Source organism: Brevundimonas sp. GW821-FHT10E09 (assembly GCF_058809375.1).
In genome coordinates this window covers 148927-164274 of sequence record NZ_JBXASO010000005.1, presented here as the reverse complement: position 1 = coordinate 164274, position 15348 = coordinate 148927, and the positions used below count along the sequence as shown (strand labels likewise).

The window sequence follows — 15348 nt, the reverse complement described above, 5'->3', positions numbered from 1 at the left end:
ACGATCAACGAGAATCCCGATCTTCGCGGATCAGGATTTCGGAGGGCGTGCTGAGCTTTCCCTTGGTGGCGTCGCGAAGGGCGGCGGCGCGGCGCTCCCACTCCGCGTCGATACGAGGCGTCAAAGCCTTGCGAAGGATCTCGCGATGCTCCGCCTCGGCCGAGCGATTGTTTTCCTGGGCGCGCTTCTTCAGGGCGATGGCGATGTCATCGTCGATGTTGCGGACGTGGAGGTTGACGGGCATGGTCGCTCCTTGTGCTAGCACATATAGCATGAGGCCCTCGTCGCCACTAGGCGTTCGACACCACCAGCCGCAGATGTCCAGCCTTGGTCTTCCCTGCGTCGTCGGTCGGCGGTGGATCGGGCGGCGGAGGCAGGCTGGGCCGGGCGCTCCAGGCCTCGGGCCGTTCGATCCAGCCCTTGGCCGTCTTCAGTCGGTCGGGCAGCATCGACTGGGCCAGCAGATTGGAGCCGATCCCGACCAGTTCGTCGGTCCAGTTGGCGATCTGGCGGTTGTGAAGCCGGCCGGGTGGGGCGACGCTGACGATCCGCTTGTCCGGATAGGCCTCGCGCACGAACCGCACCGTGGCCGCATGGTCCCCGTCGGTGGTCAGCAGATAGACGCTATCGACCCGGTTCGCCGCCACATCGTCCGCCACCGCCAGGGCCAGGTTGACGTCGCTCTGCTTCTCCGTCGCCGAACTCCAGCCGTGGCCACAGGCGCGGCAATGTTCGCCGTGGACGACGAAATGGCCCATCAGACAGCGCACGCGCCGGGCTCTCAGCGCCGTCTCATAGCGGAACTGCGCCTCCATCCGCGCCCGGGCCTGGGGCTTGTGTGCGCTGACCCAGACGACGCCAGTCAGCCGCTCCATCGGATCGATCAGCCCCCGCCCCAGGGCCCGCAGATCCAGCCACAGCCATTCGCGCCGCTTCTGGTCCAGCAGGGCGTGAAACAGGTTATAGCCGTCGACATAGAGGACGGCGCGGCGTTTCAGGAACGGCGGCGTGAAATCGCCGGGACCGAAACCACGAATGGCCCCATCGGCCATGCGAATGCGCCCGTGATGCTGACCGTAGGGTTTCCCCATCCGTCGTCCGCCCCCTGTCCCCCGTAAAGGTTAATCAGAGGAGCGCAGCGGAGTCCGCGTCTTTCAGGTCACAGAACGGCGGTCACATCCGTTCGGGCGTCTCGATCCCCAGCAGGGTCAGGGCCGTCTCGAGCTGACGCAGGGCCGCGGCCGACAGGGCCAGGCGCGAGGCGCGCGTCGCCTCGTCCGGCGCGACCAGCACCGGGCAGGCGGCGTAGAATTTCGAGAAGGACTGGGCCACCCGATAGGCGTGCTCGGCCACCAGATGCGGCATCCGCTTGTCATAGGCGTCCGACACGGCGGTCGAGAAGGCGTCCAGCGTCAGGGCCAGATCGCGTTCCGCCTGCTCGGCGATGACGATGGCGCCGGGCGTCGCGCCCTGTTCGGCGGCCTTGCGCAGCAGGGATTTGATCCGCACCGACTGGTACAGCAGATACGGGCCGGTCTTGCCCTCGAAGCTCATGAACCGGTCCAGGTCGAAGACGTAGCTGGTGGTGCGGGCGTTCGAAAGATCGGCGAACTTCAGGGCGGCGATGGCCACCTTGTGCGCGATGGCTTCGAATTCTTCCGGCGAAAGGTCGTCGCCCAGCTTGGCTTCCTTCAGCCGCTCGCGCGCCTTGTCCGTCGCCTGATCGATCAGGTCGCGCAGCTTCAACACCCCGCCGGCCCGGGTCTTGAACGGCTTGCCGTCCTGGCCGTTCATGGTGCCGAAGCCCAGATGCTCCAGCGCCCCTTCGGCGGCGTATCCGGCCAGATAGGCGGCGCGGAACACCTGTTCGAAATGCTCGGCCTGGCGTTCGTCGACCACATACAGGGCCAGGTCCGGCGCCAGGGCCTTCTTGCGGTCCAGGATCGTGGCCAGGTCGGTCGTGCCGTACATGGCCGAGCCCTCCGAGCTGATCACCAGCAGGGGCGGGGGCGAGGGGGCCTCGATCACCGAACCGTCGGCCAGCTTCTTCTTGCGGGTCTCACCCGGCTTGGCGACATGCACCACCTGGGCGCCGTCGTCCTCGACCAGCAGACCAGTCGCCTTCAGATGCGCCAGCATTTCCGGCATCTGCGGATCGGCGTCGCTCTCGCCGTTCCACAGGTCGAAATCGACCGACAGGTCGCCGTATTCGCGCTTCAGCGCCTCGCGGCTGACCGCCACGAAATGCCGCCACAGCGCGCGATAGCCGGGACGTCCGTTCTGCAGCTCCGCCGTCGCCTTGCGCGCGCGGTCGCGGAAGGTCGGGTCTTCCTTGGCCTTGCCGGCCGCCAGCGGATACAGCCGGTCCAGATCGGCCAGAGTCACGGGGCTGTCGGCCGGGAAGGGGCCGTCGCCCTCGACCAGGAAGCCTTCCGCCAGGCCTTCATCGCCACAGGCGACGATCAGCAGCCCCATCTGGAAGCCCCAGTCGCCGAAATGGGCGTCGCCGGTGACGTGGTCGCCTCTGAACCGGAACAACCGCTTCAGGCTCTCGCCGATGATGGCGCTGCGCAGATGGCCGACGTGCATCGGCTTGGCCACGTTTGGACCGCCGTAGTCGATGACCACCTTGCGCGGATCGGCCACCACGGCGGCGCCCGCATGCTCGGCGTCGGCGGCCACCTCTGCGGCGCGTTCGGCCAGCAGCGCATCGGCCAGCTTCAGATTGATGAAGCCCGGTCCCGCCACCTCGACCGAGGCGAAATGAGGATCGGCGGTCAGGCGTTCGGCGATCCTGCTCGCCAGTTCGCGCGGGTTGGCCTTCAGCGCCTTGGCGGCGGCCAGGGCGCCGTTCGACTGGAAGTCGGCCAGGTCGGGGCGGTCGGATGGGGTGACGCGAGCCAGGGCCGCATCCACGCCTTCGGCGGCGAAGGCGGCGGCGACCGCTTCGCTGAGGACGGTCTTCAGATCAGCCATTATTGGTTCGGCGCAGAGGCTTGGGCCGGCACGCCGGCGTTGACGCGGAAGCGGCTGCCCGAGCGGTTGAACTCGGCCATTTCCGGCGTGACGTCGAAGCCGATCAGGACTTCGAAATTGCCGCCGCTGGTGTCGATACCCGCGCGGGGGATCACGATGGTCCGCTGTTCATGAACCGAGGCGGTGCGTTGGCCGTCGAAATCCACCGGCAGGTCGAAATATTCCTTGGCCAGGATGGCGTTGTTGCGCTCGGTCACGGCGACCCAGTAGCGATAGGTCTTCTGGTCGCCCGCCGCCTTTTCGCCACGGCCCAGCTCGAACAGGATGTCCATATCCAGGCGGATCGGATCGGCCTCGCGGTATTCGCAGTCGGCGGACACGCCTTCGATCTCGCCGGTGTAGCCGACGTTGGAAACGGCCGCGCGGCCGCCTTCCAGCTCGACGTAGCGGGCGGCGTCGTACAGCACCTTCACAAAGGGGCAGGGGCCGGCGTTGGCGCGACGGCGCAGGGGCGCGATGCGCGGCGCGCGGCTGGAGGGCGCATTTTCAGACCCATCGGCCTGCTGGCCGCTGGAACCGCGATCACGCTGGCGCTGCGAGGTCTGCGCCTCGGCGGCGACGGGCAGGACAGCGGCCGCAATGGAGACGGCGGCCAGGGCGGAGAGCACGCGACGCATCAGTTATCTTCCGACAGCGAGAGGACCAACGCCGTGGCAGGCGTCCTTAGAAAAGAGGCGAAGAGGTCTTAGAGACCGGGCAGCTTGAAGCCGCCGCTGCGACGCGGGGTGATGGTGATGGCCTGTTGGCCGCCGGTCAGGGCCTGAAGACGCGCGGCCTCGGTCGTGGCGTCGATCGTCGTCTGACCTTCCGAGGTCTGGCGAACGGTCGGCGCCTGGGTCGATGCGTCATCCTTGCGCCAGAACATCAGGCGGTTGGCGAAGCTTTCGTCCTTATGTGCGATGTCGCCGAACTCGTCGTCGACGACGTAACGGGCCAGGGGATCGGCCTGGTCGGCGCCGGCCTGGGCGACCAGAACCTGCTCGCCCGGGGTGCGGGTGACGGCCTGGCGCTGACCCAGCAGAATCTGACGGGCGGCGCTTTCAGGCGCGAGTTCCTGCGGACGCGGCTGGCCGGGTGCGGGCGGGCGAAGGCCGTACTCGGGCGGGACGCTGAGCGGGGCGGTGGAGACGGTCACGAACTCGTCCGGCACGACCTTGGTCAGGCCGATGCCTTGCTTGATGCTGCCGCAGGCCGAAACGGCGAGCGCGGCGGTGGCGGCGAGGGTCAGTACGGCGACGCTGCGAATACGCATGGGTTCAGGCTCTGATCGGCTGATGCTCGAAACGCCTCTACGGGCGCTCTTGGCATAGTGAAGAGGGGGTGATTACGACTTTTCGGGGGCCGCGCCAACCTTCGAGCCTGATCGGCGGAGACGGCGATCCCGCCGAGGCCGTGAATCAGGCTCTGGATCGGACGAAAGCCGGGCTCAGGCTTTCGCGGCTCGGTCGGACAGGAAGCTGTCCAGAATCAGCAGAACGACGCCGATGGTGATGGCGCTGTCGGCGATGTTGAACACCCAGGGGAAGACGCCCGTGCCCGACACGTCGATGAAGTCGACGACATAGCCGAACCGGATCCGGTCGATCACATTGCCCAGGGCCCCGCCCATGACGAAACCTATTGCGGTGATCAGCAGGCGCCGATCCGACTGGGTCGCCCACCAGGCCAGGCCGGCCGAGACGATGACCGAGAAGATCGTCAGCCCCCAACGCGCCTCGCCCCCGCCGAACAGGCCGAAGCTGACCCCGGTGTTCTGCACGAAGGTGAAGCGCAGGATCGGCGGAATCACCTCGGCGAACACATAGCCGACGGGGATCTGGCTGACCGAGGCCACGTCCGGCAGGCTAAGAATCCAGGCCTTGGTCAGCTGGTCCAGAACGATGATCAGAACGGCGATGCCGTAGGCGGCCAGGGCGATGCGAGTGATCTTCATGCGGCGGCGGTTAGCAGGAAGCGGCGCCGGGGCGAAGCGGAAAACCACTGAGGCCCGAACTTCACGTCGGCGAATTCACGGTCAGAAAAGAAAAATGGCGCGCAGGACGATTCGTGCGGCCATCGGCGTTTGCCGGGCGAAAACGACGATCAACTCGCCTGAGATGAGGACCGGTTAGAATGGAGCCATGATCCGGCCGCCGCTCATTGATGTCGAAACCGTGCCGTCAGAGAACATGCCGGGCCCTAGGCTTGGCACGATTGGCGCCCTGTCACCCTGTTTTCGCGCCAAGCGCCGATTGGCAGGTTGGCGCTTTGTCACCCTGTTTTTACGACAAGCGCCAACGGATTCAGAACAGGTCGCCCTGGCTTGGCGTCGGCGGTTTGGGCCTTGGCGCGGGCTTGGGCGGAGGGGGCGACGCGACCCGTCCATCCCCCCCGTCGATGGTCGCGCCCCGCGCGCCGTCGCCGAACACCAGCCGCACCGCCTGGCCGGGCTCCAGTCCCGCCGCCGCCGTGATCCAGTCGCCCTTGGCGTTCTCGACCCGGGCGAATCCGGGCTTGGGCCGGCCGGGATCCAGCGTCGCCAGCGCCCGCGACAGGGCGTTCAACCGGTCCTGGTCGCGGGTCAGCCGCCGCTCGACCGTGGGCTTGAACCGGGCTGCGATGGCGGACAGTCGGTCGCCCCGACGCTCCAGCGCCCGGTCCAGCAGCCCGCGCCCCAGTCGTCCGCCGACGCCGGCCAGCCGCCGTTCGTGGACCGAGACATTGCGTTGCAGCCCCGATCCCAGCCGGCTCGACACATGGTCCAGCCGCTGCTGCGCCAGGGCCAGCAGGTCTTCCGGCCGCGCCGGCAATCCGCGCGCCACAGCCCTCAGCCGGGTGCGCCGATCCTCGATCAGCCGCCCCCCCGCCAGGACCATGCGCCGGTCCAGGTCGGCGACCGCATACCTCAGGTCCGCCAGCACCGGCGTCGCGATCTCGGCCGCCCCCGTCGGCGTCGGCGCGCGTCGGTCCGAGACGAAGTCGATCAGGGTGGTGTCCGTCTCATGCCCCACGGCCGAGATGATCGGGATCCGCGCCGCCGCCACCGTGCGCGCCAGGGCCTCGTCGTTGAAGCACCACAGGTCCTCGACCGAGCCGCCCCCACGGGCCACGATCAACAGGTCGGGGCGGGGGATTGGCCCATCGACAGTCATCGCGTCAAAGCCGCGAATGGCGTTCGACACCTGGCCGCACGCCGCCTCGCCCTGGACCACGACGGGCCAGACGATGACTCGGCAGGGCCAGCGTTCGGCGATCCGGTGCAGGACGTCCCGGATCACCGCACCCGTAGGGCTGGTGATCACACCGATGGTGCGGGGAAACTGGGGCAGGGGCTTCTTGCGCCCCGGCTCGAACAGGCCTTCCTCGCGTAAGCGGACCTTCAGCCGCTCCAGCTGGGCCAGCAGGGCGCCGGCCCCGGCCGCCTCCATGCTCTCGATCACGATCTGGTACGACGACCGCGCCGGATACGAGGTGATCTTGCCGGTGACGATGACCTCCAGCCCCGCCTCCGGCTGGACGCCCAGGCCGCGCACCGATCCCTTCCAGATCACCCCGTCGATGGCCGACTTGTCGTCCTTCAGGGTTAGATAGATGTGGCCCGACGCGTGACGATTGACCTTGGACACCTCGCCCCTCAGCCGCACATGGCCGAATCGTTCCTCCAGCGTCCGCTTCAGGGCGAAGGACAGTTCGGAGATCGACAGGGGGGGATTGTTGTCGCGCGGGGCGGCGGCCTCGGCCGGGCCCTCGAACACATAGGAGTCGTCGCTCATCGGGCCATCCTAGCCTGCGTCGCCTCTTGCGGGAACAGGATCGACGCCGCGCCGTTCGCCTTTCATGGCCGCCGACCCCCGAGGAACCGATCCGGACGACCGCGATCCACGCGAACGCGGCCTGATGCGTCGCAGCGGCGCCGGCGGGGCCATGAGCCCCTGGCTGATCATCGGCGGGATCGCCCTGATCGGCCTGGTCGTCTACGTCCTTTCCGCCCTGTTCTGACGCTTCAGCCCGTCGGACGCTTGACCGTCCGACGCAGGCCCGTCATTGCCGACTTCATGATTATTCTTCTCGTCGGATCGGGCGGGCGCGAACACGCCCTGGCCTGGAAGATCGCCCAGTCGCCACTGGTCACCCGCCTCGTCGCCGCCCCCGGCAATCCCGGCATCGAGAAACTGTGCGAGCTTCGTCCGGTCAAGGCTGACGACGCCGAGGGGCTCGCCGCCCTGGCCCGCGAGATCAAGGCGGACCTGGTCGTGGTCGGGCCTGAAGTGGCCCTGGCCGCCGGTCTCGCCGACCGTCTGGCCTCGGCCGGCATCCCCTGTTTCGGCCCCACCGCCAAGGCGGCCCAGCTGGAGGTGTCCAAGGCCTTCTCCAAGGCCTTCCTGGAACGCCACGAAATCCCCACCGCCGGCTACGGCGTCTATGACACGGTCAAGGACGCCAAGGCCGCCCTGGACGTGTTCAAGCCTCCCTATGTCATCAAGGCCGACGGTCTGGCCGCCGGCAAGGGCGTGGCCATCAGCCCCGACCGTCCCGACGCCGAGGCCGAGATCGAACGCATGCTGGGCGGCCGTTTCGGCGCCGCCGGCGCTCGCGTCGTGATCGAGGAGTTCATGGACGGGGAGGAGGGCTCGCTGTTCGCCCTGTGCGACGGCCAGCGCGCCGTCTTGTTCGGCGGCGCCCAGGACCACAAGCGCGCCTTCGACGGCGACACCGGCCCCAATACCGGCGGCATGGGCGCCTATTCTCCGGCCCCGGTCTTCACCGCCGACCTGGTGCAGCAGGCCGACGAACGGATCGTCCAACCCACCATCCGCAAAATGGCCGAGGAGGGCGCGCCCTATCGTGGCGTCCTCTACGCCGGCCTGATGGCCACCGCCGACGGTCCCAAGGTGGTCGAGTTCAACGCCCGCTTCGGCGATCCCGAATGCCAGGTGTTGATGATGCGGATGGCCGGGGACATCGTCCCCTATCTGCTGGGCTGCGCGCGGGGCGACGTCTCCGGCCTGCCGTCCCCGGCCTTCAAGCCCCAGACGGTGATCTGCGTGGTCATGGCGGCCAAGGGCTATCCCGACAGCCCGCTGGAAGGCTCGATCATCCGCGGCGTCGATCAGGACTTCGGCCCCCACGTCCAGGTCTTCCACGCCGGGACCCGACGCCGCGACGACGGCCTGCTGTGCGCCGCTGGCGGCCGCGTCCTGAACGTCTGCGCCGAGGGCGACGACATCGCCCAGGCCCGCGAACGCGCCTATGCCGCCATCCGGAAGATCGACTGGCCCGGCGGCTTCAACCGCTCCGATATCGGCTGGCGGGCCCTGGACCGGGGCTGAGCCCTACGCCCAGGCGAACAGCAGCCGGCCTTCGCCCATGCGTTCGCGCAGTTCGGGCAGATCGGTGTGGGCGACCGAGAAACAGCCGTAGCTGCGACCCAGCTTGCCTTCGCGCGCCAGGAAGTCCGGGTCGGCGTAGTCGGCGCCGTGGATGATGATGGCCCGCTCGCGGGCCTTGTCGTTTGAATATTCAAGTCCGTCCAGCAGGACGTTCGGCCCCTGTTGCGACCCCCAGCTGGCGCCGGCCGTGGCGTAGGCGCCGACCGAGGACATGTTGGAATCCGGCGTATTGGAGAAGCGCTGGGCGTAACCTGAGTGGCTGGGGTCGGAACCGCGACCGTGGCAGGTGCGCAGGACCTTGACCTCGCCGGCGACCAGATCGACCTCGTACAGCCGCTCTTCGCCCGAGAATTTCTGGAAATCGACCAGATACATGCGGTCGCGAAGCGGGATCTTGTGGTGGTGGACGTCCAACGCCGTCATGGCGCGTTCCATCAGTTCCTTGCGGACATGACCCCGCGGATCCAGCGGCGGAGGCGTCACGCTTACGGTCTGGATCGGCGCCGCAGGGGGGACGACCGGCGCGACTGTCGCGGCGGTGGTGAGCGGGGCCTTGGCGCTCGCGCTGGCGCAACCCGCCAACATGGCCGATCCGCCCAGAATAAGCCCTCGTCTCGATAGCCGCATGCGACGCCCTCGTTGCGGTTGGTCTTCAGGCGTGTTTGTTTCAAATGGTTACGGGCGAAGCAACCTTGGCCTTGTGGGGCGATTTTGCGGCGCCCCTGTTTGGGGGAGAAATCGATGAAGCGTTTCGGTCTGGCGATGGCGGCATGGGGGGCGTTGGCCACAGGCGCGGCGGCGCAGCAAAGCCCCGCAGGGGTTGGGGTTTCTCCAGAGCCGACGACGATGTTCGTCGAGGCCGGGCGATTGCTGGCCGACCCGTCGAACGGCGTTGTGCAGCGCGGTAAAACTCTCGTGATCAGAGGGAACCAGGTCGTCGAGGTGCGTGACGGCTTCGTCGGCGACCCGGCGCAAGGGCAGGTCATCGACCTGCGGACCGCCTTCGTCCTGCCGGGACTGATCGACAGCCACGTCCATCTGACGGGCCAGCAGAACCCCAATTCCCGTCTGGAAGAGGTCACCCTGTCCGACGCGGATCAGGCCATGGTGGGCGCCCGCTACGCCCGCCGCACCCTGATGGCGGGCTTCACCACCGTCGCAGACCTGGGCGCCGGCAATCAGGCGATCTTCGCCCTGAGAAACGCAGTGCGGAACGGCGACGTGCCGGGACCGCGCATCATCGCAGCCGGATCCTCGGTCTCCATCCACGGCGGCCATGGCGACATCAACGGCTATCGCGACGACGTCATGCATCTGCTGTCGTCCGAGAGCATCTGTTCGGGGGCGGACAACTGCATGCGCGCCGTCCGCACCCAGGTCCGGGCCGGCGCCGACATCATCAAGATCACGGCCACGGGCGGAGTCCTGTCCAACACCGCCGCGGGTCTGGGCCAGCAGTTCAGCGACCCCGAACTGACCGCCATCGTCGACAGCGCCCACCGCATGGGCCGCCAGGTCACGGCCCATGCCCACGGCGTGGACGGGATCAACGCCTTCCTGCGCGCGGGCGGCGACTCCATCGAACACGGCACCTATCTGGACGACCAGTCGATCCGCCTGTTCAAGGCCAACGGCGCCTGGCTGGTGCCCACGCTGTTGGCCGGCGATTTCGTCGCCCGCATCGCCTCGGGCCCCAACAACTTCTTCACACCGGCCCAGACCGCCAAGGCGCTGGAGGCGGGGCCAAAGATGCTGGACATGGCGCGCCGCGCGCATGAGGGCGGGGTGAAGATCGCCTTCGGCACGGACAGCGGCGTCTCGGCCCATGGCGACAATGCTCAGGAGTTCGCGCTTCTGGTCCGCGCCGGCCTGACGCCCCTGGAGGCGATCCAGGCGGCCACCGTCGGGGCCGCCGAACATCTGCGGATTTCCAGCGAGGCCGGAAAGATCGCGCCCGGCATGCCGGCCGACATCGTCGCGGTGTCGGGCGATCCGCTGACGGACGTGACCGAACTGGAGCGGATGAAGTTCGTGATGAAGGGCGGCGCGGTCTATCGCGCCGACTGAAGCCGCGCGTTCAGGAAGGCGGCGAACCCAGCCTGATCCTCGAAGCGGGCGACCACCGGCCAGGCCGTCACATCGGCCCGCTGGTCGGGCGTCAGCCGGACCCAGTCCTTTTCCGTCGTGACCAGACCGGCCTGGAACACCGCCGCCCGCGCCCGCAGGAAGGCCATGTCCTCGGGTCTATAGGCCGCATGATCCGGGAAGGGGACGAAGTCCGCCAGGTCGCAGCCCGCCGCCTTCAGCGACCGCTCGACCTTCCAGGGCTTGGCGATGCCGGCGAAGCCGACCTGCGGCCCGGCCGGCGGCGGACCTTCGGGCGTCAGGCGGCACAGGAAGACGGGCAGGGCGCCGAAGGCGGCAAGCAGGTCGGGATCGGCCGTCTCGACATCGGTAGGCAGCATCACCACCACGGCGTCGGCGCGCGCCAGTCCCGCCGCCAGGGGCTCGCGCATCGGGCCGGATGGAAACACCGAGCCGTCGCCGAACGGCCATTCGTCATCGCGCGTCTCGCCGTCCACGACGATCAGGCTGACCGTCTTCTTCAAGGCGGGGTTCTGATGGCCGTCGTCCAGCACCAGCACCTGCGCGCCCTCGGCCGCCGCCGCCCGCGCGCCCGCGACCCGATCCCGCGCGATCCAGGCGGGCGAGGCTTGCGCCAGCATCAGGGGCTCGTCGCCGACGTCCTCGGCGGTATGGATCTGCAGATCGACGCGCACCGGCCCCTCCAGCCGCCCGCCGTAGCCGCGCGACAGGGCCTGGGCCTCTACGCCTGCCGTCCGCAGCAGTCGCAACACCTCGCGCGCCACCGGCGTCTTGCCCGATCCGCCCACCGTCAGATTGCCGACCGAAATCACCGCACAGCCGGGATCGACCGGGACCGCCCGCGCGATCCGCCGCGCCGTGACGTCGGCCCAGATCCAGCCCAGGGGCTTCAGCAGGGTGCGGGTCAGCCGGGCGTGGCTGCGGTCGCGGACATACCACCAGCGGGGGGTGTTCAGCTTCATCGGCCCGACCCCGTCCTGGTCGCCGTCTTCGGCGTCAGCGGCGTCAGCGGCGACAGGAAGGCCCACAACCGGTCCAATCCGCCGCCCGCTTCGGCGGCGGCGCGCCGGGCGCGCTCGCCCATGGCCTTGGCCGCCGCAGGATCGGCCAGCAAGGGCTCGACCGCGCCGGGCAGGTCCCAGGGCGCCTGAACCAGGACCAACCCTCCGGCCTGGGCCAGGGCCGAGGTCACGGTGGCCCAGTTGGAGGCGTCGGGTCCGGTGATGGTCGGCCGCGCCAGCCGCGCCGGCTCCAACGGATTGTGCCCGCCCACCGCAGGCAGGCCCAGGGCAGGGGCGAAAGATCCGCCCATCACCACCACATCCGCCAACCGCAGGAACAGCCCCATCTCGTTCAGGGTGTCGGCCAGATAGACGTCGGTGTCTCGACCGATGGTCTCGCCCCGCGACCGCATGGCGAAGGCCACGCCCTCTCGCTGCAGGGCTGTGGCGATATGCGGTCCCCGTTCCGGATGGCGCGGCGCCAGGATCAGGCAGGCGCGGTCCGCCAGCTTATCCAGGGCGCGGACAATGGCGATCTCTTCGCCTTCATGGGTGCTGGCGGCGACGACCACCGGCCGGTCCCCGATGGCGGCGCTCAGGCGGCTGAATGCGGCGGCGTCATGGGGCAGGGCGTCGCCCGCCAGCTTCAGATTGACCAGGCCGTCGATCCGCGCGCCCAGGCGCTCCAATCGCTCACCCGACGCCTGATCCTGGGGCAGGACCAGGTCGAAGACCCCGGTCAGCGCCCGCGCCGAGGCCGGAAACCGCGCCCAGCCCTCGACCGTCTTTTCGGTGATCCGTGCGCTGACCAGCGCCAGTTCGACGCCGCGCCGATGCGCCTCCAGCAGCATGTTCGGCCACAGTTCGCTCTCGACGAAGATCGCCAGGCTGGGCCGCCAATGATCCAGAAATCGCGCCACGACGCCGGGCCCGTCGACCGGCGCATACTGGTGGATGACGCCCTTGGGCAGCCGTTCGGCCAGAATCCGGGCCGAGGTCACGGTGCCCGATGTCACCAGCACCGTCAGGTCCGGCCGGGTCTTCACGAACCGTTCGACCAGGGGCAGCAGCGACAGGGTTTCGCCCACGCTGACGCCGTGCAGCCAGACCAGATCGCCGGCGGGTCGTTCGGCGCGGGTGAAGCCCAGCCGCTCGTCGACGCGCGCGGGGTCTTCCTTGCCCCTGTGCGCGCGGGCGTCCAGCAGGCGCGGGGCGAGCGGCTCCAGCGCGCGGGTCAGCAGTCGATAGGCTAGCAGCGGCAGGGGCGTCACGGCTTCAGCCCCGTGATCGCGTCAGCCCGCGCCTCGACCGCGTTCATGCGGGCCGTCCAGTCCTCGATGACGCCGGTCATGTCGCCGCCCTCGGGGAATTCGGCGCGGTCCCAGACGATCGCGCCCTTGCCGAAGGGCAGGGGCAGGACGGCGCGGTCCCAGCTGTTCAGGCGGATCGCCGGATTGCACGACAGGCCGATGAACAGGGCCGGCGCCTTCGACAGTTTCGCCATCAGGGGCAGGCCTTCGGCCATGGTATTGGCCGGGCCGCGCGGCCCGTCGGGCGTCACGGCCAGGGCGCCGATCTTCAACTGTTTCAAGCCGTCGCGCAGGGCCTGTGACCCGCCCTTGGCCCGGTCGGCCTTGTCCTTGTTGGCCGACGAACCGCGGACGGCGGGAAAGCCCTGACGCGCCACGGCCTTGGCGATGAACTCGCCGTCGGCCGACAGCGAGATCAGCCCCTTCGCCGGTTGCGCCCGTTCCAGCGGCCACGACGCCGGGGCCAGGCCGATGCGCGAATGCCAGAAGACGCACAGGACGCCGCCGCCCTGAGCCCAGATCTGTTCGGCGACCGCCTGGTTCTCGTGCGTCCAGCGAATGGTGGCGAAACAGAACTGCATCCACTGCGCCAGCAACCAAGCCAAGGCGGACTGGATGAAGGGATTGCGAAGGGGCCTCACGCGACGGTCTCGACCGTGGGCGGCGTCCCGTCCAGAGACTGCTGGCGGGCCAGTCGGGAATAGAGGCCGCCGCGCGCGACCAGGACGACGTGCGGGCCTTCCTCCACCACGCGTCCGGCCTCGATCACATAGATGCGGTCGGCGTTGCGAACGGTCGACAGACGGTGGGCGATCATCAGGGTGGCGCGCCCTTCCATCAGCCGCTCCAGCGCCGCCTGGACCAGGGCCTCGCTCTCGGTGTCCAGGGCGCTGGTCGCCTCGTCCAGCAGCAGGATCGGCGCGTCCTTCAGGAAGGCGCGGGCGATGGCGATCCGCTGGCGCTGCCCGCCCGACAGCCGCAGGCCCGCCTCGCCGGCGCGGGTGTCATACCCCTCGGGCAGGGCGGTGATGAAGTCATGGGCGGCGGCCGAACGCGCGGCCTCCTCGATCTGGGCTTGCGTCGCGCCGGGTCGACCATAGGCGATGTTGGCGGCGATGGTGTCGTCGAACAGGAAGGGCTCCTGAGTCACCAGGGCGATATGGTCGCGCAGGTCGTTGATCCGCAGCGCACGCACGTCCCGCCCATTGATCGTCACCGCCCCGCCCGTCACGTCATAGAAACGCGGCAACAGGCTCAATATCGTGCTCTTGCCTCCGCCCGACGGGCCGACCAGGGCCACGGTCTCGCCGGGGGCCACCCGCAACGACACCTGATCCAGCGTCGGCGCGCCGCCCGGCCCATAGGCGAACGACACCTGGTCCAGCACCACCTCGACTGGCCCGGGGGACAGGGGCGCCGCATCAGGCGCCTCGCGGATCTCGGCCTCAATGTCCAGGGCGCCGAACAGGCGGCGAGCGGCGGTGAAGCCCTCGCTCATGACCGTCGCCAGGTTCGTGACCTGCCGCAGGGCCTGACCGGCGGCCAGCAACATGCCGATGAAGGCGGCGAAACCGCCGACCGTCATCTCGCCCGACTGCGCCCGCCATCCGGCATAGGCCATGACGGCAGCGACAACGATATAGGCCACCAGATCGCTGGACGGTCCCGCGAAGGCGCGGGCGTTGGCGCCCTTGATGACGTGGCGCTGGCGACGGGCCACCACCTCTGCGACGCGGTCCTGCTCGGCCGCCTCGCGGTTCTCGATCTTGATCAGGCGAACCCCGTCCAGATTCTCCATCAGGGCGGTGGACAGGTTCTCGGTCTCGGCCATGGCGCCTTGCGCGGCCTTGCGGGTCTTGCGCCCGAACCGGCGCAGCACCAGCGCCACCAGCGGCACCCCAAGCAGCACCACGACGGTCAGCTGCCAGTCGATGAACCCCATATAGATGAGCACGGCGATCAGGGTCAGCAGGTTCTGAGTGTAGTTGACCACGCCCGAGGTGAAGGCCTCGCGCACCATATTGGCGTCGAACAGAACCGACGAGACGAAGCCGCCCGAATGCTGGCTGCGCAACCGGGCCAGATCGGCGCGGATCATGGCCCCGAACAGACGGATCTGGATGTCGCCGACGATCGTGTGACCCAGCCGGTTGACCAGGGCCGCCTGGCCCAGCGCCGCCAGGGTCCGCATCACCGCGACCGCCAGGATGGCGGCCGGAATCCAGATGATAGCCTTGTCTGCGGGGAAGCTGACGACCCCGAACAGGCTGATCGGCTCGGTCCCGCCCAGGAACAGGCCGTTCACCGCCGGTTCCAGCAGTTTCAGCAGGGCCGCCGTAAGTAGACCCGTCATCGCCGCGCACAGCACCGAAAGGATCAGCGATCCCTTGTGCCGGGACAGGTAATCGCGCCAGATCCGCGCCAGCAGGGCGCGCAGGGGCATGGTCTCGGAAGCGGGCGCGGTCATCGGCCTTCGGTCGTCCGAGCCGCTCCTCAAGTCAAGGCTTGTCAGGCGAAGGCGTCAGC

Annotated in this window: 15 protein-coding genes; 3 read left to right on the top strand and 12 right to left on the bottom strand. The window is 68.9% G+C overall.

Annotation, left to right across the window (positions count from 1 at the left end; genetic code table 11):
- Positions 1–4: 4 nt before the first annotated feature.
- From AC1RSI_RS06695 to xseA, 7 genes are all read right to left on the bottom strand, one after another.
- Positions 5–244 (bottom strand): FitA-like ribbon-helix-helix domain-containing protein, encoded by a 240-nt coding sequence (locus AC1RSI_RS06695; protein ID WP_008261351.1) that lies wholly within the window; start codon positions 242–244, stop codon positions 5–7.
- A 46-nt stretch (positions 245–290) separates the two neighbouring features.
- Positions 291–1052: a PIN domain-containing protein gene (locus AC1RSI_RS06690; protein WP_008262807.1), complete on the bottom strand. Its 762-nt coding sequence runs from the start codon at positions 1050–1052 to the stop codon at positions 291–293.
- A 121-nt stretch (positions 1053–1173) separates the two neighbouring features.
- Positions 1174–2976: an arginine--tRNA ligase gene (gene argS / locus AC1RSI_RS06685; RefSeq protein WP_035307677.1), complete on the bottom strand. Its 1803-nt coding sequence runs from the start codon at positions 2974–2976 to the stop codon at positions 1174–1176.
- The gene (locus AC1RSI_RS06680) at positions 2976–3653 is read right to left on the bottom strand and encodes a hypothetical protein (protein WP_008260559.1); all 678 of its coding nucleotides are present in this window, start codon (positions 3651–3653) and stop codon (positions 2976–2978) included. The genes argS and AC1RSI_RS06680 overlap by 1 nt, the downstream gene beginning before the upstream one ends.
- A gap of 68 nt (positions 3654–3721) precedes the next feature.
- Positions 3722–4288, bottom strand: coding sequence for a DUF3035 domain-containing protein (locus tag AC1RSI_RS06675; protein WP_154725554.1), 567 nt, complete (start codon positions 4286–4288; stop codon positions 3722–3724).
- Between the two features lie 174 nt (positions 4289–4462).
- The gene (gene lspA / locus AC1RSI_RS06670) at positions 4463–4969 is read right to left on the bottom strand and encodes a signal peptidase II (protein ID WP_154725553.1); all 507 of its coding nucleotides are present in this window, start codon (positions 4967–4969) and stop codon (positions 4463–4465) included.
- A 349-nt stretch (positions 4970–5318) separates the two neighbouring features.
- Positions 5319–6788, bottom strand: a complete 1470-nt coding sequence (gene xseA / locus AC1RSI_RS06665; protein ID WP_154725552.1) for an exodeoxyribonuclease VII large subunit — start codon at positions 6786–6788, stop codon at positions 5319–5321.
- A 64-nt stretch (positions 6789–6852) separates the two neighbouring features.
- Here xseA and AC1RSI_RS06660 point away from each other — a divergent pair, with 64 nt between their 5' ends.
- Together AC1RSI_RS06660 and purD are read left to right on the top strand one after the other, a co-directional pair.
- Entirely contained in the window at positions 6853–7014 is a 162-nt protein-coding gene (locus tag AC1RSI_RS06660) for a hypothetical protein (RefSeq protein WP_196066326.1), read from the top strand.
- Positions 7015–7070: 56 nt separating this feature from the next.
- Complete coding sequence (purD, locus tag AC1RSI_RS06655) at positions 7071–8345, top strand: phosphoribosylamine--glycine ligase (protein WP_154725551.1); 1275 nt, start codon at positions 7071–7073, stop codon at positions 8343–8345.
- A 3-nt stretch (positions 8346–8348) separates the two neighbouring features.
- On the opposite strand, the gene AC1RSI_RS06650 is transcribed toward purD, so the two are convergent.
- Positions 8349–9032, bottom strand: a complete 684-nt coding sequence (locus tag AC1RSI_RS06650; RefSeq protein ID WP_035307683.1) for a murein L,D-transpeptidase catalytic domain family protein — start codon at positions 9030–9032, stop codon at positions 8349–8351.
- A 114-nt stretch (positions 9033–9146) separates the two neighbouring features.
- Between AC1RSI_RS06650 and AC1RSI_RS06645 the strand changes: the two genes are divergently transcribed.
- Positions 9147–10472, top strand: a complete 1326-nt coding sequence (locus AC1RSI_RS06645) for a metal-dependent hydrolase family protein (RefSeq protein WP_154725550.1) — start codon at positions 9147–9149, stop codon at positions 10470–10472.
- Here the strand turns inward: AC1RSI_RS06645 and lpxK are convergent.
- Genes lpxK through AC1RSI_RS06625 form a run of 4 tightly spaced genes read right to left on the bottom strand, consistent with a single transcriptional unit; the run spans position 10457 to position 15289 of the window.
- Positions 10457–11473 (bottom strand): tetraacyldisaccharide 4'-kinase, encoded by a 1017-nt coding sequence (gene lpxK / locus AC1RSI_RS06640; RefSeq protein ID WP_154725563.1) that lies wholly within the window; start codon positions 11471–11473, stop codon positions 10457–10459. The genes AC1RSI_RS06645 and lpxK overlap by 16 nt on opposite strands.
- Positions 11470–12783 carry a 3-deoxy-D-manno-octulosonic acid transferase gene (locus AC1RSI_RS06635; RefSeq protein ID WP_154725549.1) on the bottom strand — a complete coding sequence of 438 codons (1314 nt, stop codon included), beginning with the start codon at positions 12781–12783 and terminating at the stop codon, positions 11470–11472. The genes lpxK and AC1RSI_RS06635 overlap by 4 nt, the downstream gene beginning before the upstream one ends.
- A complete protein-coding gene (locus tag AC1RSI_RS06630; RefSeq protein ID WP_154725548.1) occupies positions 12780–13463 on the bottom strand; it encodes a lysophospholipid acyltransferase family protein in 684 nt (227 codons plus the stop codon). The genes AC1RSI_RS06635 and AC1RSI_RS06630 overlap by 4 nt, the downstream gene beginning before the upstream one ends.
- A complete protein-coding gene (locus AC1RSI_RS06625; protein WP_154725547.1) occupies positions 13460–15289 on the bottom strand; it encodes an ABC transporter ATP-binding protein in 1830 nt (609 codons plus the stop codon). Before AC1RSI_RS06625 ends, AC1RSI_RS06630 begins: the two co-directional genes overlap by 4 nt.
- Positions 15290–15348 lie beyond the last annotated feature (59 nt).